This window comes from Synechococcus sp. MIT S9503, assembly GCF_047304175.1.
Classification (GTDB): Bacteria; Cyanobacteriota; Cyanobacteriia; order PCC-6307; family Cyanobiaceae; genus Synechococcus_C.
The window spans coordinates 1,866,664-1,884,320 of record NZ_CP138955.1 but is presented as its reverse complement, the minus strand read 5'-3'; the positions used below and the strand labels follow the sequence as shown (position 1 = coordinate 1,884,320).

Here is a 17,657-nt window from a genome sequence, read left to right as displayed (position 1 = left end):
TAATTCAGAGGCGTGGGTGACGCGGACCCGTTACGAATTGACCTTCTGCTTGCTTCCCGAACAAAGTGAGAAGTGTCTTGGTTCGCATTTGAGCACCAGCAGGACCTGAAAAGCCTTGGGGATGCATACACAGTCTTGTCCCATCCTCCACGAATGCCACCCCGAGAGCTTGGCGCCAGTTGCGTGTGGTGTTGGCTGGGCCGTAATGCCAGACCTGGCCTTGGTGAATGTCCACATCCCCTGGAAGCATTTCCGGAAGTGCGCGAATCGGTTTCCCGTGCCTCTCAAGAAGCTGTTGCAGTGCATTTGGACCTACTGCGTAGCTCTGTTCAGGCGGGAGCTTTGCAGTTCCCTCGGCATAAACCAAAGTGCATTGGTCAGGGACTGGATCTAAAGGAATCCAGCATGTGTATGACTGGCTGTCGATGGGCAGAAAGTCACGATCCCGATGCCAGGGAGTTCCAGCTCCGCCTGGTGCTTTGGTCAGCAAGTCGAACTGAAATGGGCGAATGGCGTCTAGCCCGCTCACTCGCTTGACTGCATCAACAAGCGAGGAATTAGTAAGTAAGTCAAAGACATCGTCATCAAAACGGGATGCTGATAGATGTTGTCCATCTGCCTGGATGCCGAGTAGGGCTTCGTGATCAGACCCCTGTTCATTGGCGCTATTTCGGCGAAGCAGTTTCAGCTTGATTGCCGCTAGGTGCTCCCTGTTCAGCAGTTGGGGCACGAGCCAATGGCCTGGGTTTGAACTTTCAGCAGGCAAATTCAATTTCGTTGTCGGTTGCTGCCGTGCGGGCCCTGGCCTACCGCACCGGCGTAGACAGCCTGGCTGCCCAGTTCGTCTTCAATACGAAGCAACTGGTTGTATTTCGCGACTCGCTCACTGCGGCTGAGGGATCCGGTTTTGATCTGACCGGCGCGTGTTGCCACAGACAGATCGGCGATGGTGGTGTCCTCGGTTTCGCCGCTGCGGTGACTGATCACACTTGTGTAACCGGAACGACCGGCGAGGTCGATGGCCTGGAGCGTCTCAGTGAGTGAGCCGATCTGGTTCACCTTGATCAGGATCGAGTTGGCGGTGCCGCTGTCGATGCCCTGTTGCAGGCGTTTGGTGTTGGTCACGAACAGGTCGTCACCCACCAGTTGCACCTTGCCGCCGAGACGCTCGGTCAACAGCTTCCAGCCTTCCCAGTCGTCTTCGGCAAGACCGTCCTCGATCGAAACAATCGGGAACCTCTCCACCAACTGTTCGAGCTGGCCGACCATCTCGGCGCTGTCGTAGCTGCCTCCATCAAAGGCGTAGCGACCATTGTCAAAAAATTCGGTGCTGGCAACATCCAACGCCAGTGAAATCTGATCACCGGGCTTGTATCCCGCCTTGGTAATCGCTTCCACCAGAATCTCGCCGGCTTCCACGTTGCCAAGATCAGGTGCGAAGCCTCCTTCATCTCCCACAGAAGTGCTCATGCCCTTGTCCTTGAGCAGTCCTTTGAGGGTGTGGAACACTTCTGTTCCCATGCGCAGCGCTTCGCGAAAGCTCGGTGCGCCATGGGGAACCAGCATGAATTCCTGAAAATCCAGGCTGTTGGCAGCGTGAGCACCGCCGTTGATCACGTTCATCAGCGGCACCGGCAACAGGGTTGCCATCGGTCCGCCCAGGTAGCGATAGAGGGGAATTCCCAACCCGTTGGCGGCTGCACGGGCGCAGGCCATGCTCACGGCGAGAATGGCGTTGGCGCCGAGGCTGGATTTGTTGTCGCTTCCGTCCAACTCCAGCATCGCGGCGTCCACGGCTGCCTGATCCAAGGCGGAAAGCCCGCACAGAGCGGGTGCAATGCGTTCCTCAATGTGATTCACGGCCTGGCTGACGCCCTTGCCCATGTAGCGATCGCCGCCGTCACGCAGTTCGTGGGCTTCGTGTGCACCGGTACTGGCGCCGCTGGGCACGATGGCCCGGCCGCTGGCACCACCCTCCAGCAGGACCTCCGCCTCAACGGTTGGATTTCCGCGGGAGTCGAGCACCTCACGGGCCACGATGGTGTCGATGACGAGGTCGAGGGAATCGAACACGTGAAGTGGATCGAAGACTCGGGGATCCTATGAGTCGCCCTGCAAGGCTGACCCCAGGCCATTGAAACCAGACCCTTTCGTCTGATTCTTCCCTTCCGCGGATCCTGGGAATGCACCATGCTGGTGACACTGATTTGCCCCGATCATGCGCATGCTGCACACCATGCTCCGGGTCGGTGATCTGGAGAAATCAGTCGCTTTCTACACCGATGTTCTGGGCATGCAGCTGCTTCGGCGCAAGGACTATGCCTCCGGTCGCTTCACCCTGGCGTTCCTGGGTTATGGCAACGAGAAGGAGCACACCGTGCTGGAGCTCACCCACAACTGGGACACTGAGCACTACGACCTCGGCAATGGGTATGGCCACATCGCCCTCGGCGTGCAGGACATCCAGGCCACCTGTGCGGGTATCGCTGATCGAGGCGGAAGGCTCGTGCGTGAGCCGGGTCCGATGAAGCACGGCAGCACGGTGATCGCTTTCCTTGAGGATCCTGATGGTTACAAAGTGGAGTTGATCGAGCTTCCGGCCAGACCGCTGGCCGCCTGAGTCGATTTACCCGCCATGACATCCGATTTCGGCGTGCCTCCTCAACCTCCGGCCAGTCTCACGGTGGAGCCAGATCGTTTCAGCGACGAGGCCTGGGAACTGCTTCTCTCCGCCCAGGATTCAGCCCGGCGCTGGCGTCATGGCGATCTGAACGTGGAGCATCTGCTCCAGGCTCTGTTCAGCGATCCACGTTTCGGCTCGGATGTGGATGCACTGTCTCTTCCTCGGGACCAGCTGCTGGATCAGCTTGAGGGTTTTCTTGAGGAGCAACCCATAGCTCGTGGTGACGAGCTGTTCGTCGGTGAAGACCTGGAGACCTTGCTTGAAGCTGCCGATCGGGTGCGTGGACTGTGGGGATCACGGTTGATCGATGTCTCGCATCTGCTGATCGCCATCGGCAGAGACCCACGCATCGGTGCTGATCTGCTCTCCCGTTTCGGACTGCCGGCGGATCGGCTGGAGGCCGAACTGCGTCGGCCGACGTCTGCTGTCGCTTCGCCTCCGCCGCGTGCCCCTTCCCCCGTACTGCGTTCAGTCGCGCCGGCTCCGGAGGTTCCAGCGGCAGCTCGATCAGCCCAGTCTGTTCCTGATGTCCCGCAATCCGGGCTCGGTTCGCCGGAGCCAGTCGCTGAACATTCCTTTGATTCCACATCGGAGCTCGAGCCCAGCGCCCTGGATCGTTATGCCCGCGACCTCACCGCTGAGGCTGCCAAGGGGCGTCTGGATCCTGTGATCGGCCGCGACGGTGAGATCCGCAGCCTGATCAAGGTGCTTTCGCGCCGAGGCAAGAACAATCCAGTTCTGATCGGAGCTCCAGGCGTTGGCAAGACGGCTATCGCCGAACTGCTGGCGCAGCGCATCGTTGCCGGTGAGGTTCCGGAATCGCTTCAGGGACTGCGCCTTGTGGCCCTTGACGTGGGCGCCCTCATCGCTGGTGCCAAGTTCCGTGGGCAGTTCGAGGAGCGCCTGCGCGAGGTGCTGCAGGAGGTCAGCGATCCCGAAGCCGGGGTGGTGCTGTTCATTGATGAGCTGCATACCGTGGTCAACAGCGACCGTTCCAGCGCCGACGCAGGCAGTTTGCTCAAGCCTGCACTAGCCAGGGGGGATCTGCGCTGCATTGCCGCCACCACACCTGAGGATTACCGCCGCACCGTCGAAAAGGACCCAGCCCTGAATCGTCGTTTCCAGCAGGTGCAGATCTGTGAGCCTTCGATTGACCACAGCATTGAGATTCTGCGCGGCGTGAAGGAGCGCTACGAGCTGCATCACGGCGTGACGATCACCGATGCGGCCGTGACCGCTGCCGCACGCCTCGCCGATCGTTACATCAGCGATCGCTGCCTGCCTGACAAGGCCATCGATCTGATCGATGAAGCAGCGGCACAGCTCAAGATGGATGTGACCTCCAAACCGCAGGTGGTGGAGGACGCCGAGATGGATCTGCGTCGGGTTGAACTGGCGGTGCTCGCTGCGGAGCAGGCTCCTGAGGCCGAGCGCGTGCAGCTTCAGCGTCAGCGCCTGGAGGCCTCCTCCCAGCTCAGCCAGCTGCGTGAGCGCTGGCAGGCAGAGCGCGCACAGCTGCAGGAACTGCGCCAGCTGCTGCAGGAGGACGAGGATCTCCGTCACGCAGTTGCCGAAGCAGAGCGCCAGGGAGATCTGGAAGAGGCCGCGCGGCTTCAGTACGACCAGCTGCATCGCCTGCAGCAGCGACGCAGTGATCTGGAGGAGTCTCTTCAAAAGGCGCAGCGGGAGGGCACCGCTCTATTGCGCGAGCAGGTGGAGGCCGAGGACATTGCCGATGTGGTGGCCCGCTGGACGGGGATTCCCATCCAACGACTGCTGGCCGGGGAACGCCAGAAGCTGCTGGAGCTGGATCAGCGCCTTGAGGAGCGGGTGATCGGCCAGTCCGATGCTGTGGGAGCCGTTGCCGCGGCGATTCGGCGCGCCCGGGCCGGCATGAAGGATCCCCGTCGGCCGGTGGGGTCGTTTCTGTTCCTGGGCCCGACGGGTGTCGGCAAGACCGAACTGGCCAAGGCTCTGGCCGGTCAGCTGTTCGATGAAGAGGAGTCGATGGTGCGCCTCGACATGAGTGAATTCATGGAGCGCAATGCGGTGGCGCGTCTGCTGGGAGCGCCACCGGGTTATGTCGGTTACGAGGAGGGAGGCCAGCTGACCGAAGCGGTGCGTCGCCGCCCCTATGCACTGCTGCTTCTTGACGAGGTCGAGAAGGCTCACCCCGATGTTTTCAATGTGCTCTTGCAGGTGCTGGATGACGGGCGCCTCAGCGATTCACAGGGCCGCACGGTCGATTTCCGTCACACGGTGGTGGTGATGACCAGCAATCTGGCCAGCCGAGCCATTCTTGAATCCGCCCGCCAGGACAGGGCGGCCGGAGGATCCATCGATGCCTCCTCCCTTGATGCTGCCGTCGACGAGTCTCTGGGACGGCATTTCCGGCCTGAATTCCTGAACCGCATCGACGAGGTGATCCGCTTCCAGCCTCTCGGGCTGCAGGATCTGAGCAAGATCGTGCGCCTGCAGCTGGCCGACCTGGACACTCTGCTGCGGGAACAGGGGCTGGAGCTGCGCGTGGAGGAAGGCGTGATTGAAGCGCTTGTCAGCCTGGGGCATGAGCCGGAGTACGGCGCCAGACCGCTGCGAAGGGTGCTGCGTCGCCGGCTTGAGAATCCACTGGCGACCGAACTGCTGGAGGACCGTTTCAGCAGAGCCCAGGCGGTGCGTGTTCAGGCCGGGGCAACCGCCAACGAACCCTTCCGCTTCGAGCCGGAATGAAGGTTCATGAAGGCGTCCGGTAAGATGTCTGTTTGCTGTCACGTGCCCTCAGAGCCTGCGTCAGCACCGGCCCAGACGACTTTGTGACCCGTCATCCGTGACCAGCCCCACTTCCGAGGACACAACCGCAGCGACAACGCAGCCCTCTTCAGGCCCTGAACAGCCTGGGAAAAAGGGTGGTTTTCTGCAGGCCACCTTTGAGGAGCTGAAGCTTGTGGTCTGGCCCAGCAGGCAGCAGCTTTTCAGCGAATCCATCGCCGTGATTCTGATGGTGAGCCTCTCGGCAGCGGCGATCGCCGCTCTGAGCCGTTTCTACGGCTGGGCAGCTTCACAGGTGTTCCGTTGACGCCGCTCCGGTTTCGCCCGCTTCATTTTTCCAGTTCAACCTTCGCCCCTGCCCCGCCTCGTGTCTGATCTCGATCAAAGCCAATCGACTTCCGGTGAGGTGCTTGATCTTCCGGCGCCGAACGATGGTGAGGAGGGCACCCTTGAAACACCGACCGTGCGCACTGGAGTTGCGCGCTGGTATGCGGTGCAGGTGGCCTCCAGCTGTGAGAAAAAGGTGAAGGCCACCCTTGAGCAGCGAGCTGTGACCCTTGGGGTGAGCAATCGCATCCTCGAGATTGAGATTCCCGAAACCCCCGCGGTGAAAATCAAGAAGGACGGCAGCCGCCAGTCCACCGAGGAGAAGGTTTTCCCCGGGTACGTGCTCGTGCGCATGGTGCTGGACGAAGACACGATGATGGCCGTGCGCAGCACGCCAAACGTCATCAACTTCGTTGGGGCGGAAGACCGCCGGGCCACTGGAAAGGCCAGGGGTCACATCAAGCCGCGTCCCCTCAGCCGTCAGGAAGTCGATCGCATCTTCAAGCGAGCAGCCGAGAAGAAGACTGTTGTCAAGGTTGATCTCACCGAAGGTGATCAGATTCTCGTCACGGCTGGCCCATTCAAGGACTTTCAGGGTGAGGTCATTGAGGTGTCGGGTGAGCGCAGCAAGCTCAAGGCTCTGCTCTCCATCTTTGGTCGCGAGACACCGGTCGAACTCGAGTTTTCCCAGGTGAGCAAGCAGAACTGATATCGCTGGCGGCCGTCTCCCTGCGGAGGGCGGCCTGAGGGGTGGTCTCCACCCCGCCACACCTGCCCCGAGGGCCAGGTGATCCGCAGATGTTCAACTCCGTCCGCCGATGGCCAAGAAAGTCGTAGCTGTGATCAAGCTGGCCCTTCAGGCCGGCAAAGCCAACCCTGCACCGCCCGTGGGTCCTGCCCTCGGTCAGCACGGGGTCAACATCATGGCGTTCTGCAAGGAGTACAACGCCCGCACCCAGGACAAAGCCGGATTCGTGATCCCGGTGGAGATCTCGGTCTTCGAAGACCGCAGCTTCACCTTCATCACCAAGACACCGCCTGCGTCCGTGCTGATCACCAAGGCTGCCGGAATCGCCAAAGGTTCCGGAGAATCCGCCAAGGGAAGCGTTGGCTCGATCAAGCGATCCCAGCTTGAGGAGATCGCCAAGACCAAGCTGCCCGACCTCAACTGCACCAGCATTGAGTCGGCCATGCGCATCATCGAAGGCACCGCTCGCAACATGGGCGTCGCCATCAGCGACTGACGCATTCGCGTCAGTTCATTGTTTTCATCCATTCCTATCGGGGGAGACCTCGCGGTCGCCTGAACCCCAACCAAGCCATGCCAAAACTTTCAAAACGCCTGGCCAGCCTTGTCACCAAGGTGGAAGAGCGAGCTTATGAGCCGCTCGAAGCCATCCAGCTGGTCAAAGAGAACGCCAACGCCAAGTTCGACGAGACCATGGAGGCGCATGTGCGTCTCGGCATCGATCCCAAGTACACCGATCAGCAGCTCCGCACCACGGTTGCCCTGCCCCACGGCACCGGGCAGACCGTGCGCATCGCTGTTGTCACCAGCGGTGAAAAGGTGGCTGAAGCCAAAGCGGCCGGGGCAGAGCTGGCAGGTGACGAGGATCTCGTCAACACCATCAGCAAGGGTGAGATGGATTTCGACCTGCTGATCGCCACACCAGACATGATGCCCAAGGTGGCGAAGCTGGGTCGCGTGCTCGGCCCCAGGGGTCTGATGCCCAACCCCAAGGCTGGCACCGTGACGACGGATCTGGCGGCTGCCATCAAGGAGTTCAAGGCCGGCAAGCTTGAATTCCGCGCCGACCGCACCGGCATCGTGCACGTGCGTTTCGGCAAGGCCAGCTTCGATGCTGCCAATCTGCTCGACAACCTGAAAATGCTTCAGGAGACCATTGATCGCAACAAGCCCAGCGGTGCCAAGGGTCGTTACTGGAAGAGCTTGTATGTGACATCCACAATGGGGCCTTCAGTGGAAGTGGATATCTCAGCTCTGCAGGACATCAATAAAGAGGGCTGATTCCGCGCAGTTCAGCCTGATGCCAACGAGCCTCCGTTTCGGCGGGGGCTTTGTTGTAGGTTTATGAGCTGGCGAAAGCCAGCAAACGGGCACGCGCCCGGCCAAAGACAGCAGGTTGCTTCAGACGGTTTTCACGAGCCGGTTCCGATGGCATAAGCCCTGCCGAGGCAGACGCGACGATTTTCTTCCCCCATGGGATTGGATCGACACGCGGCCTCTCTCCTTCGGGAGCACTGATCGGCCGTGTGTCCAGCTTGTTCCCCCGATCCGATCCAATTCCTATGGGCCGCACTCTGGAGAGCAAGCAACAGATCGTCGAAGAGCTCAAGCAGCTCCTCGGTGAGGCCGAAATGGCATTGGTCCTGGATTACCAGGGTCTTTCCATCAAGGAGATGTCTGATCTGCGGACTCGTCTGCAGGCCAGCAACGGTGTCTGCAAGGTGACCAAAAACACCTTGATGCGCCGTGCCATTGATGGTGACAGTGCCTGGTCCAACCTCGATTCCCTTCTGAGCGGTACCAACGCTTTTGTCCTGGTCAAGGGCGATGTCGGTGGAGCTGTGAAAGCCCTTCAGGCTTTCCAGAAGGACACCAAGAAGTCCGAAACAAAGGGCGGTCTTTTCGAAGGCAAGCTCCTGTCACAGGACGAGATCAAGGCCATCGGTGACCTTCCCACCAAGGAAGTTCTCATGGCTCAGATCGCCGGTTCCATCAATGCCGTTGCCACCAAGGTGGCTGTGGGCATCAACGAGGTTCCCTCCGGTCTTGCTCGGGCGCTCAAGCAGCACGCCGAATCCGGTGAAAGCTGAACGTCTTCGACCCGACTGTTTCTTTGATCTGTTGCTGAATCCCAACCATGTCTGCAAAAACCGACGAAATCCTCGAATCGCTGAAGACCCTTTCGCTGCTTGAAGCTTCCGAGCTTGTCAAGCAGATCGAAGAGGCCTTCGGCGTCTCCGCTGCCGCATCCGCGGGTGTGGTGATGGCTGCCCCCGGCGCTGCTGGTGCCGGTGGTGGCGAGGCTGCTGAAGAGAAGAGCGAATTTGATGTTGTGCTGGAGAGCTTCGAAGCTTCCGCCAAGATCAAAGTCCTCAAGGCTGTGCGTGAGGCCACCGGCCTTGGTCTTGGCGATGCCAAGGCCATGGTCGAGGCCGCACCGAAAGCCATCAAGGAAGGCGTCTCCAAGGACGATGCCGAGGCCCTCAAGAAGGCCATCGAAGAGGCAGGCGGCAAGGTCACTCTCAAGTGATCCGGCAGGACCGTCAGCCTCCGGCTGTCGGTTCCTCCTCTGCTTCATCACCGACCTGCGGGTCGGTTTTTTTATGCCTGCATGATTCCTGCAACGCCTGCTGTGTTGACAAAAAAAAGCTCTGCCGAAGGCAGAGCTCAGAAGTGAAACGCGTTGCTGGAGTCTGTCCTTGTTTCGACCCAGAAGAGGCGCTTAGCACTCCTCACACGCGTTCAAGTTAAAAACTGCTGCCTGGATTGCGAGTCTCACTGGGGCGCTCTTCCAACTGTCCCTAATTCAGGGTTTGAAAGGAATGACGGTCAGCCTGATCGGTCCCCGTTGTCCGGTTCTGCGTTGTCTGAAAGGTTGGGACGGTGGCTGGGGCAGGCTGGCGGTGAAGGTCAGACTGCTGTCGCGAGGCTGCGCTCTGCTGCTCGCTAAAAGCGTATTGAGAGGCTCTGCATTGGCGAAATACACATGGCTGAGCGTGCGTCCCTTGTAGCTGCGTCGCTCCAATGACCAGCCAGGCTCAAGCGTCAGTTTCACAAAGGCGTTTTTGTCTCGGCGCACGTTGCTGGCCCGGGCCACCGTGATGCCTCCACCGCGAACAGAGTCCATCGCCTGTAGGGCCAGGCCGTTTCTGCTTTGCTTGAGACGCAGTCGATAGCGTTTTTCAGCGTCTTTGCCGGAAGTGCGCAGGGAATAGCCGTTGCTGTCCAGGTAGCGGCTGCAGATTCCCGTGAAATCAAAATTGTTCAGAGAGGGCTTCATCAGACCGTCCTGGCGTTCCTCCCAGCAGAGGGGCCTGGTTTTGATCTGCTCCAGCACCAGAAGCTTCCAGCGATCTGTTCCCACGGCCTGGGCCAGGATCGCGAACCGCTCCTGGTTCAGCGGACGGCTGTCAAACAGAGCCCTGGCCAATCCCGGCAGACTTCCGGCAATGGCCGCCAGTCCCACCGCGCACACACTCAGCGCAGCTTTGCGGAAGTAGGTTCGGCCCATGGCCCAGTCCTCCTGGGTGCTCAAGACCTGTGTTTTACCGAAGAAGGCGTGGGGTGACCAATGGCCGAGGTTGATCAGAGAGGCCGCGTTGTTGCCGCCGCCACCGATGGCGCTTGCAGCGGGAATCCCGGGCCTGGCGGCTGGGGGGCGTTGATTCGTTTTGAGGACGGCAGTGTGGAGGAGTTTGGTGGTGCGGACGCGGCGACCACCAACAACCGCATGGAACTTCAGGCGGCGCTGGCGATGCTGGAGAGGCTGGCGGAGTTGCCTCGCCATCCGGATCTCACCCTGCGAACCGACAGCAAATATCTGATCGATGGCCTGGGGTCCTGGATGGCGGGCTGGAAGCGCAAGGGCTGGAAAACCGCAGCGGGCAAACCCGTCTTGAATCAGGACCTCTGGCAGGCCCTCGACCGTGCCCGTCTCACCGATGTGCCGCTGACCTATGTGAAAGGTCACAGCGGTGATCCTGATAACGAACGGGTTGATCAGATCGCGGTGGCGTTTTCCAAGGGCATGGCGCCAGGGCTGGGCCAAGCTGCTCAATCCGCCACTCCCAGAGCTGCAAACACTGCGGATCTGCCCCAGTTGACTGGAGATGATCCAGCCCCGGCATCCCTGCAAGAGCTGCTCACTCGTCTTGAACTGGCTGATCGCCTGGCGGCCGGCGGCTATGCCCTGACCCTGGTGGAGCTGGCTCAGCTGGTGGAGCAGCCGCTGACGCGTTTGGCGGAACGACAGCAGGCATGGAGCTGGCGCGATTGGCTGGTGGAGCCGGTGGAGGGTGACTGCTGGAGGTTGCGGCGCGACGAGGCAGGATCGAGATAGATCGAGGAACCCAGATGACCCAGCCGTCATCGTCCGGGGTGATGTCCACTGCAGGTTTCTATCGGCGTTGGCTGGGACCTGTGCTGGCCAAGGACGAAGGTGTCGATGCCGAACAGCTCAGTCGTGCCGCTCTGCAGGCCCTGGGTCAGCTGAGTGTTCGCCGTCAGTGGCCAGGGCTCTCCGGTGTGCTCGATGGTGTGGCTGCTGAGCTGACGCGTCGGGATCTGCGCCTGGAGCAGGTGCTGTTCGGATGCCGTTTCAGCAATCCGCTCGGGCTGGCAGCCGGTTTCGACAAGAACGGAGTCGCCGCCGGGGTATGGGACCGTTTTGGCTTCGGGTTCGCCGAGGTCGGCACCGTCACCTGGCATGGCCAGCCCGGCAATCCACGGCCGCGGCTGTTTCGTCTGGCTAACGAGCGCGCAGCCCTCAACCGCATGGGCTTTAACAACAAGGGTGCGGAGGAGATGCGCCGCACCCTTGAACGTCAATCGCTGCCTCCTCGCGGCCAGCGGCCCGCCGTGCTCGGCATCAATCTGGGCAAATCGAAGGTGACGCCCCTGGAGCTGGCGGCCGATGACTACGCCTCGTCGCTGGAAATGCTGGCGCCACTGGCTGACTATGCGGTGATCAATGTCAGTTCTCCCAATACGCCAGGCCTGCGTGATCTTCAGGACGCCACGCAGTTGCGTCGCCTGGTGGAACGCCTGCGCAGGCTGCCGGGCTGTCCGCCGCTGCTGGTGAAGATCGCGCCTGACCTTGAAGACGATGCCATTGATGGCATTGCCCGTCTGGCCTATGAGGAGGGGCTCGCCGGCGTGATCGCCGTCAATACGAGCCTCGATCGGCTCGGGCTCGGACAGCGGCTGCTCAGCCAGACCGGCCGCAGCCTTGACGAGGAGGCAGGTGGTCTCAGTGGCGACCCGCTGCGTCAGCGAGCGCTGGAGGTGCTTCGTCGGCTGCGTGCCACCGCTGGCCCGGCATTGCCGCTCTTGGGGGTTGGTGGCATCAGCACACCTGAGGCTGCCTGGGAGCGGATCGCCGCCGGAGCATCGCTGGTGCAGCTCTACACCGGTTGGATTTTTGAAGGTCCTGATCTGGTGCCCCGGGTGCTGGAGGGGTTGCTGGAGCAGCTGGATCGGCAGGGTTTTCGCCATATCAGTGAAGCTGTAGGCAGCGGCGCCCCCTGGCGGTAGTCGATACCCTTCAATCAGGTTTGCGGCAACCACTGGCTCGGAGTTGCATGGCGGTGCTGACTGAACTGCGTGATCGCTTCCCCGCAATCGATGGCTGGTTGATGCAGGTGCAGGGTCTGCTGGATCCCCGCAGGGTTCTGTTGGCTCCGGAGGATGAGATGCTCCATCTGGCCTGGTGGTCGGGAGATGGCTGGAAGCTCTCGAATGTTGTGCTTCCGCCTGATTTATGCCGCTCCGGTCAGCCGCTGAATGCCGATGTTCTGGGGGAAACCATTGCTGATCTGCTGCTTGAACAAGGGCTGAGTCCGCCGCAGGTGGAGATTGAGCTGCTGTTGCCTGTGGACAGCTGTCAGTGGCGTCTGCTTGAGGGGCCTGCCGCGGTTGGGCTGACCTCTGGTGTTGACCTGCGAGTGCTGCAGCCCGAGCTGGGCTGGTCGCTGGCTTTGCAGGACAGTTATCTGGATCTGATCCCTCAGAGCCGAGAAAATCTTGCTCTTGTCGTGGGGACTGATCGTTTGTTGTTGCAGGCCTGGGTGGGCACTCTGGAGGAGGCGGATCTTTCTTTGCGCAGAGTCGAATGGCTGCTGTTGGCCGCCTGGCGTGGCCTTTGTGATGCCCAGGCTGGTGATGATGAGCATCTGGTCTGGCTGGTGGAGCATGGGGGGAACTGGCGATTGTTGTTGTCGAGTCACGGTTGTCCGGAGGTCGATCTCAACCTGAAGGCTTCAGATCATCCGGCACTGAGAGAGGAAGTGATCGAGCTTGTTAAGGCCTGGGATCCGCCTGGCTCGCCTGGCTGGTGGGTGACTGCCGGGTCTCAGTGGCAGGGGTGTTGGGCGGCAGAGCATGATTCTCTGCAAGGACCATTGCGTTCCGATGCCGAGATGTCACTGCTCGAGTTGGCTCTGACGGCGTCGCGGAGGGATCGCGATGCCTGAGCGTTCCACTCAACAGAGATTGCCTGATCTTCTGCGGGAGCGTCGTGTTGAACTCGGGTTGCTTGAGCCTGCCGGGTCATGGCAACCCATGCGGCCGCTGCTGTTGCGCGGGGCCTTGATCGGTGGGGCGGGGTTGCTTCTTTCCCTTGGTTCGATCGTTGTGATCGGGCGGATCGAGAGCCATCAGCAACAGCAGTTGCAGATGCTGTCACCCTTCGAGCAGCGAGTGCAATCAATGGAAGGCCGCCTGCGAACTGCCAAGCGAAAAGTGGCCACGATTCGAAAAGACAATCTGAAAATTGCAGGGCAGTTGGTGGCTGTCTCGGCGGGCTCACCTCTGCTCGCGCAGTTGAGTCGTGTGACGCCAGCAGGTGTTCAGCTGGAGAATGTGGCTGTGCAGAACGACCAGATCAAAGTGTCGGGGAGGGTGGGCATTGGTGGAGTGGCAGGACCTCTGGAGCGGGTTAACGCATTAGTGCTCGGGTTGGAGCAGTTTCCGACTTCCCTGCCCAATGGCGTCAAGGTGATGAAGGTCACTCGAGAAGATGGTGAGGCGCCGTCAGTGAACTTCAGCCTCAACTGGTCGCTCGATCCCTCGGCCAAACTCTCCATTCAGCAGCTTCAGCAGCTTGGTGCGACGGGCCTTGTGCAGCGCTATCGCTTGCTGGAGCAACAGGGGGTCGCTCCTTGACCAATCTCAGCCCTGATCGTCCAGCCTGGCGGCATCGAATCACCAGGGAGCGTGTATTGGTCGCCGTTCCCGCTGTGCTGGGTTTGGCGTTGGCATCTGGTGTGTTCGCCGCAGTGGGCTGGCCGGCATTGGACCGGGTCGATCAGCAGCGGCAACGGATCGCAGAACTCGAGAGCAAGCGGGCCACTCTTCCTCTCCTTGAGGCACAGCTCAAGCAGAGCGATCAAGCACTGAGGGAAGCGATGCAGCAGCAGGCTCTGCTGGTGGATCTTGTGGCAGGTCGTGGTCAGATCCAGACGTTTCTGGCTCAGCTGAGCCGCATTTCCGCTGTCAGCGGGGTGGTGATCAATCTCTATGAACCGGTCCCAGAGAGTTCACCTCCAGCTACAAATCGCCGGGGCTCTGGGGATCAGAACAAAAAGGGCACCGACAGTGCAACAGCCAACAAGGATCCGCTCCAGGCTCTTGGATATCAGAAAAGCTCCGTGTTGCTGCAGGTGGAGGGGCCTTATCAGGGATTGCTGCAGTTCCTGAGAGGAATGGAACAGCTTGAGCTGTTGGTGCAACCCAGTGATCTTGAGCTCACTGCCATAGAGAACCCTGCTAATGCACCGGATCAGCCTGTGGTCATCGGGCTGCCCCGCACCCGATTGAAGTTGAGGCTGACCTTTTTCGATCAGGCTTCGAAGGATGCCAATCCTTCTGCTTCTGATTCGGCGACATCCGGCACGGGTTCAGGAGGACAATCCCCACCTTCTTAAACCGTTTTCTGAAGGCTCGGTTGAAGCTGTTTCTCGAGGACTGGCCTCGGCTCTTTTCGATCGATACCATCCGCCCATGTTCAGTGGCGTTCAGGCCCGGGTATGCCTTTCATCCCTTCTCGCCTGAGCGCACTCTTGCTTGTTGCTGGCCTCAGCACGGTTGACTTGGGCCTGTTGGATGTTGCGGTGAGATCAGCTTCCCGCACTGCATTGGCCCAGGAGTCCATCTCCCTGCGCATTCGTCGTGGTGGCAGGGGTGTTGAGGTTGTCGTTGATGGTGTTGGTGCGCAGCCGCTGTTGGAGCAGCGGCTCAACGGCCCGGTGTGGGAAGGCAGGTTGCAGACCAAGGGAACACCTGGTGTTGGTAGTGGACTTCAGCAGTTATCGGATCCTGCTTCAGGTTTGAAAAGGGTGTCCATCAGCGGGTCCGGCAATAGCTATCGGCTTGAGGTGATTCCTGAGCTGGGTCAGACCATGCAGGAGCCAGTGGTGAGCGCTGATGGACGAAATTTGATCTTGCGGTTCCCAGGTTTGGTTGCTGTGCCAACGCTGCAGACCGGACGCCTGGATCTCACCACGCCCGGGGCGGTTCCACAGGCCCGCTACGCCCCCCCCTTGCGTCCGAGAGCGGTGGCACCACCGCTTGGAGATATGGCTGTTGGCACGATGGTGCTGCAGAACCGCAGTTTTGTGAATGTGAGTGGCCCACCGGTGACGCTCACTCTTAATAATGCGCCTGCCAAGGATGCGATTCTTTCACTTGCAAAATTAGCGGGTTACGGATTTGTCTACATAAAAGATTCAGATGACGATCAGTCTGCTGAAGGTGATTCGCGATTAGTCAGCATGGCATTCAGCGATGAGACTTATCCACGTGCGATGAATTCTTTGTTGCTCGCGTCAGGACTTCAGGCAAAGCTTGATGGTCGCACATTGATGGTTGGTCCATCGGTTTCAGGTAAAACTTTTGGACCTCAAATTTCAAAAGTTTTTCGTCTGAATCAGGCCTCTGTAGGCTCTGCAGCTGATTATCTGGCAAGTCTTGGGGCCCAAATCAGCAAGGTCAATGTGATCAGCATTACAACTGGTGAGTCGGTGGGAAGTGGCGGCACAGAGCTGAATAATGAACTCACTCAAGAAAAATCATCTTTGACCGAGGTAGAGACTTACGGTGCTTCTGCTGGACCGCTTAAAGGTTTAACCGGCACGACCGATTCTCGCCTCCAGACGATCACGCTTGTTGGTGATTCCAGGTTGGTTGCAGTGGCCGAAAGTTATTTAAAGCAAATTGATTTACGTCAAAGGCAAGTCGCTGTCAAGGTCCAAATCCTTAATATTGATCTTGACAATATAAAGGGTATTGAGTCAAGTTTTTCGGCAAAACTTGGAAATACTTTCATTGTAAGCGAAAATGGGCGGGCTTTTATGAACTTCGGTGATTATCGGCCAGGAAATAGAGATGGCACTGGGCTACTCGCCGACGGAACCAAATATGTTGAGCCAGGTTCTTACCAGGCTGGAATACCGGCAGTTCAGGATCAATTGGTCAACCCTGCCTTTATCCCAGAAAAGGAAGAATCTAGAGAGACTGATGGAAAGAAAACATTCACGGAAAAGCTTGTTAATGGCGTTCCGGTATATGTGGAAGATCCCAATCCTGCTTCACCAGATGTTTTGCTTGGTAAAGTTGATTCTTTGGGACGCCCTGTTTATGTGCCGGGTAAAGATCCAACCAGGTTTGCTTATCCAGAGGATTCAGTTTATGGATATCTTACGGCTGTTATAGAAAGTAGTAGTACAAAAGTGCTCGCGCAGCCGACGCTTCTTGTTCAGGAAGGGCAAGAAGCTCAGGTTCAAACAGGAACGAGTATTATCACAGGTGTGACCACAACGGATACAGCTAATGGATCGACACAATTTGAATACACTAGAGAAAATGCGGGGTTGACTTTAAAAGTCAACGTCAGCAAGATTGATGATAATGGATTTATTTCTTTGAAAATTGATCCAACAATTTCAGTCCCCACCCCAAAGGTAGGAACAACTGGCGGGGTCGATATTTTTAATATTCAATCCCGTTCGCTTTCATCCGGTGCGATTAGATTGAGAGATCGGCAAACGCTTGTTTTGACTGGTGTTATTACCGATCAAGATCAGGAAAGAGCTAGTAAATGGCCAATTCTTGGAGATCTTCCTTTGATTGGTCAGTTTTTTCGCGGCTCGGGATCTAGTCGGAGAAAAAATGAACTTGTTATCCTCGTGACACCAGCCATTGTTGATGACGAATCCGGAGGTTCTTATGGATATGGTTATAGGCCTTCTACTCAAGAAGCCCGTCAGTTGATGCGAAGTGGCCGATTTTAAAATCCAAGTGTCGGCATGAATAATTTCATTGCCATTGGTAATAATGATTGAGATGTTGAAATCAGTCCCCCTAATAAAGCAGAGCCTACTCCATTGCCTCTTTCAGACGATACAATTTTTTCTTGGAGAGATATGGCAGCCGCCTGTAGTTGTTTTGCAGGCACGATTGAGCCTTGTTTTTCAAATAGCCTGCTGGCATAGCTGAAATCTTGTATCGCTAACTTGCGTTTTCCCAGGTTTTCGCGTGCGATCGCTCTGGCAACCCAGCTTTCCGCAGTTTCAGGTTGTTTGAGGATTGCTTTGCCGAATAAGTCTTCAGCCTGAGTCCAGCGGCCTGCTTCCGCTGCACCTACCCCAGCGTTGTGCAGAGCTGCATGGCTCTGACTCTGAGGTGTGATGCCCTTCGCGCCTCTCCAGTGAGCTTCCTCGAGTGCATTGGTATCGAGCAGTGCTCCTGTGAGATCACAGTCGCGAAGATCTGTTCCGTAGAGCTTCGCGCCCGTGAGATTCGCTCCCCGCAGTGAAGCCCCGTGCAGGCTTGTAAAGCTCAGATCCGCATTGCTCAGGTCTGCACCGTCAAGTCTTGCTTTGCTGAGATTGGCGCGCTGCAGTTTTGCGCCGCTCAGATCTGCATCACGCAGATCGGCATGCACAAGATCGGCATCCGCCAACCTGCAGTCGGGGCATTGCTTGTTTTGCAGAAGCAATATCCAATTGTCCGTCGCGAGAGCTGAAGGGATTACAACTGCCTGAGTCAGCGTCAAAGCTGTCAGAAACAGACGCCGACGCAAGGCAGCCATGGTGATCCGTTCACTGGCCGGGTTGTATCGGCCCTTGCCGGCTC

General features: G+C 58.7%; 18 protein-coding genes. 14 read left to right on the top strand and 4 right to left on the bottom strand.

What is annotated here, in order from left to right; genetic code table 11:
* Positions 1 to 4: 4 nt before the first annotated feature.
* Complete coding sequence (locus SIB56_RS10620; protein WP_413323908.1) at positions 5 to 730, bottom strand: phytanoyl-CoA dioxygenase family protein; 726 nt, start codon at positions 728 to 730, stop codon at positions 5 to 7.
* Between the two features lie 38 nt (positions 731 to 768).
* Positions 769 to 2,073 carry a phosphopyruvate hydratase gene (eno, locus tag SIB56_RS10615; protein WP_413323907.1) on the bottom strand — a complete coding sequence of 435 codons (1,305 nt, stop codon included), beginning with the start codon at positions 2,071 to 2,073 and terminating at the stop codon, positions 769 to 771.
* 145 nt (positions 2,074 to 2,218) lie between these two features.
* Here eno and gloA point away from each other — a divergent pair, with 145 nt between their 5' ends.
* The 8 genes from gloA to rplL all read left to right on the top strand — a co-directional run bounded on the left by gloA (position 2,219) and on the right by rplL (position 9,057).
* The gene (gloA, locus tag SIB56_RS10610) at positions 2,219 to 2,620 is read left to right on the top strand and encodes a lactoylglutathione lyase (protein ID WP_413323906.1); all 402 of its coding nucleotides are present in this window, start codon (positions 2,219 to 2,221) and stop codon (positions 2,618 to 2,620) included.
* A 15-nt stretch (positions 2,621 to 2,635) separates the two neighbouring features.
* A complete protein-coding gene (locus SIB56_RS10605) occupies positions 2,636 to 5,413 on the top strand; it encodes an ATP-dependent Clp protease ATP-binding subunit (protein WP_413323905.1) in 2,778 nt (925 codons plus the stop codon).
* Positions 5,414 to 5,510: 97 nt separating this feature from the next.
* The gene (secE, locus tag SIB56_RS10600; RefSeq protein WP_413323904.1) at positions 5,511 to 5,759 is read left to right on the top strand and encodes a preprotein translocase subunit SecE; all 249 of its coding nucleotides are present in this window, start codon (positions 5,511 to 5,513) and stop codon (positions 5,757 to 5,759) included.
* A gap of 60 nt (positions 5,760 to 5,819) precedes the next feature.
* On the top strand, positions 5,820 to 6,488 hold the full coding sequence (gene nusG, locus SIB56_RS10595; RefSeq protein WP_413323903.1) for a transcription termination/antitermination protein NusG: 669 nt from the start codon (positions 5,820 to 5,822) through the stop codon (positions 6,486 to 6,488).
* A 109-nt stretch (positions 6,489 to 6,597) separates the two neighbouring features.
* Positions 6,598 to 7,023 (top strand): 50S ribosomal protein L11, encoded by a 426-nt coding sequence (rplK, locus tag SIB56_RS10590; protein WP_413323902.1) that lies wholly within the window; start codon positions 6,598 to 6,600, stop codon positions 7,021 to 7,023.
* Between the two features lie 77 nt (positions 7,024 to 7,100).
* Entirely contained in the window at positions 7,101 to 7,808 is a 708-nt protein-coding gene (rplA, locus tag SIB56_RS10585; RefSeq protein WP_413323901.1) for a 50S ribosomal protein L1, read from the top strand.
* A 281-nt stretch (positions 7,809 to 8,089) separates the two neighbouring features.
* Entirely contained in the window at positions 8,090 to 8,617 is a 528-nt protein-coding gene (gene rplJ / locus SIB56_RS10580; RefSeq protein ID WP_413323900.1) for a 50S ribosomal protein L10, read from the top strand.
* 47 nt (positions 8,618 to 8,664) lie between these two features.
* Positions 8,665 to 9,057 carry a 50S ribosomal protein L7/L12 gene (gene rplL / locus SIB56_RS10575; protein ID WP_413323899.1) on the top strand — a complete coding sequence of 131 codons (393 nt, stop codon included), beginning with the start codon at positions 8,665 to 8,667 and terminating at the stop codon, positions 9,055 to 9,057.
* Between the two features lie 276 nt (positions 9,058 to 9,333).
* On the opposite strand, the gene SIB56_RS10570 is transcribed toward rplL, so the two are convergent.
* The gene (locus SIB56_RS10570) at positions 9,334 to 10,038 is read right to left on the bottom strand and encodes a DUF3747 domain-containing protein (RefSeq protein WP_413323898.1); all 705 of its coding nucleotides are present in this window, start codon (positions 10,036 to 10,038) and stop codon (positions 9,334 to 9,336) included.
* Between the two features lie 60 nt (positions 10,039 to 10,098).
* On the opposite strand from SIB56_RS10570, the gene SIB56_RS10565 reads away from it, so the two are divergent.
* From SIB56_RS10565 to SIB56_RS10540, 6 genes are all read left to right on the top strand, one after another.
* Positions 10,099 to 10,866 (top strand): ribonuclease H family protein, encoded by a 768-nt coding sequence (locus tag SIB56_RS10565; RefSeq protein ID WP_413323897.1) that lies wholly within the window; start codon positions 10,099 to 10,101, stop codon positions 10,864 to 10,866.
* A 14-nt stretch (positions 10,867 to 10,880) separates the two neighbouring features.
* On the top strand, positions 10,881 to 12,059 hold the full coding sequence (locus SIB56_RS10560) for a quinone-dependent dihydroorotate dehydrogenase (protein WP_413323896.1): 1,179 nt from the start codon (positions 10,881 to 10,883) through the stop codon (positions 12,057 to 12,059).
* A 47-nt stretch (positions 12,060 to 12,106) separates the two neighbouring features.
* Positions 12,107 to 12,997 (top strand): hypothetical protein, encoded by an 891-nt coding sequence (locus SIB56_RS10555; protein WP_413323895.1) that lies wholly within the window; start codon positions 12,107 to 12,109, stop codon positions 12,995 to 12,997.
* On the top strand, positions 12,990 to 13,688 hold the full coding sequence (locus tag SIB56_RS10550; protein ID WP_413323894.1) for a PilN domain-containing protein: 699 nt from the start codon (positions 12,990 to 12,992) through the stop codon (positions 13,686 to 13,688). The genes SIB56_RS10555 and SIB56_RS10550 overlap by 8 nt, the downstream gene beginning before the upstream one ends.
* Positions 13,685 to 14,449, top strand: coding sequence for a hypothetical protein (locus SIB56_RS10545; protein ID WP_413323893.1), 765 nt, complete (start codon positions 13,685 to 13,687; stop codon positions 14,447 to 14,449). Before SIB56_RS10550 ends, SIB56_RS10545 begins: the two co-directional genes overlap by 4 nt.
* Positions 14,450 to 14,584: 135 nt before the next feature.
* Entirely contained in the window at positions 14,585 to 16,813 is a 2,229-nt protein-coding gene (locus SIB56_RS10540) for a type II secretion system protein GspD (RefSeq protein ID WP_413323892.1), read from the top strand.
* On the opposite strand, the gene SIB56_RS10535 is transcribed toward SIB56_RS10540, so the two are convergent.
* Positions 16,810 to 17,613, bottom strand: coding sequence for a pentapeptide repeat-containing protein (locus tag SIB56_RS10535; RefSeq protein ID WP_413323891.1), 804 nt, complete (start codon positions 17,611 to 17,613; stop codon positions 16,810 to 16,812). The genes SIB56_RS10540 and SIB56_RS10535 overlap by 4 nt on opposite strands.
* Positions 17,614 to 17,657: the final 44 nt, after the last annotated feature.

Excerpts from the sequence above, each read along its gene's own strand:
- SIB56_RS10605 (WP_413323905.1), top strand. The coding sequence starts at position 2,636 with ATGACATCCGATTTCGGCGTGCCTCCTCAACCTCCGGCCAGTCTCACG.
- SIB56_RS10560 (WP_413323896.1), top strand. The coding sequence starts at position 10,881 with ATGACCCAGCCGTCATCGTCCGGGGTGATGTCCACTGCAGGTTTCTAT.
- SIB56_RS10550 (WP_413323894.1), top strand. The coding sequence starts at position 12,990 with ATGCCTGAGCGTTCCACTCAACAGAGATTGCCTGATCTTCTGCGGGAG.
- rplA (WP_413323901.1), top strand. The coding sequence starts at position 7,101 with ATGCCAAAACTTTCAAAACGCCTGGCCAGCCTTGTCACCAAGGTGGAA.
- SIB56_RS10570 (WP_413323898.1), bottom strand. The coding sequence starts at position 10,038 with ATGGGCCGAACCTACTTCCGCAAAGCTGCGCTGAGTGTGTGCGCGGTG.
- SIB56_RS10555 (WP_413323895.1), top strand. The coding sequence starts at position 12,107 with ATGGCGGTGCTGACTGAACTGCGTGATCGCTTCCCCGCAATCGATGGC.
- SIB56_RS10565 (WP_413323897.1), top strand. The coding sequence starts at position 10,099 with ATGGCCGAGGTTGATCAGAGAGGCCGCGTTGTTGCCGCCGCCACCGAT.
- rplL (WP_413323899.1), top strand. The coding sequence starts at position 8,665 with ATGTCTGCAAAAACCGACGAAATCCTCGAATCGCTGAAGACCCTTTCG.
- rplK (WP_413323902.1), top strand. The coding sequence starts at position 6,598 with ATGGCCAAGAAAGTCGTAGCTGTGATCAAGCTGGCCCTTCAGGCCGGC.
- SIB56_RS10535 (WP_413323891.1), bottom strand. The coding sequence starts at position 17,613 with ATGGCTGCCTTGCGTCGGCGTCTGTTTCTGACAGCTTTGACGCTGACT.
- gloA (WP_413323906.1), top strand. The coding sequence starts at position 2,219 with ATGCGCATGCTGCACACCATGCTCCGGGTCGGTGATCTGGAGAAATCA.
- rplJ (WP_413323900.1), top strand. The coding sequence starts at position 8,090 with ATGGGCCGCACTCTGGAGAGCAAGCAACAGATCGTCGAAGAGCTCAAG.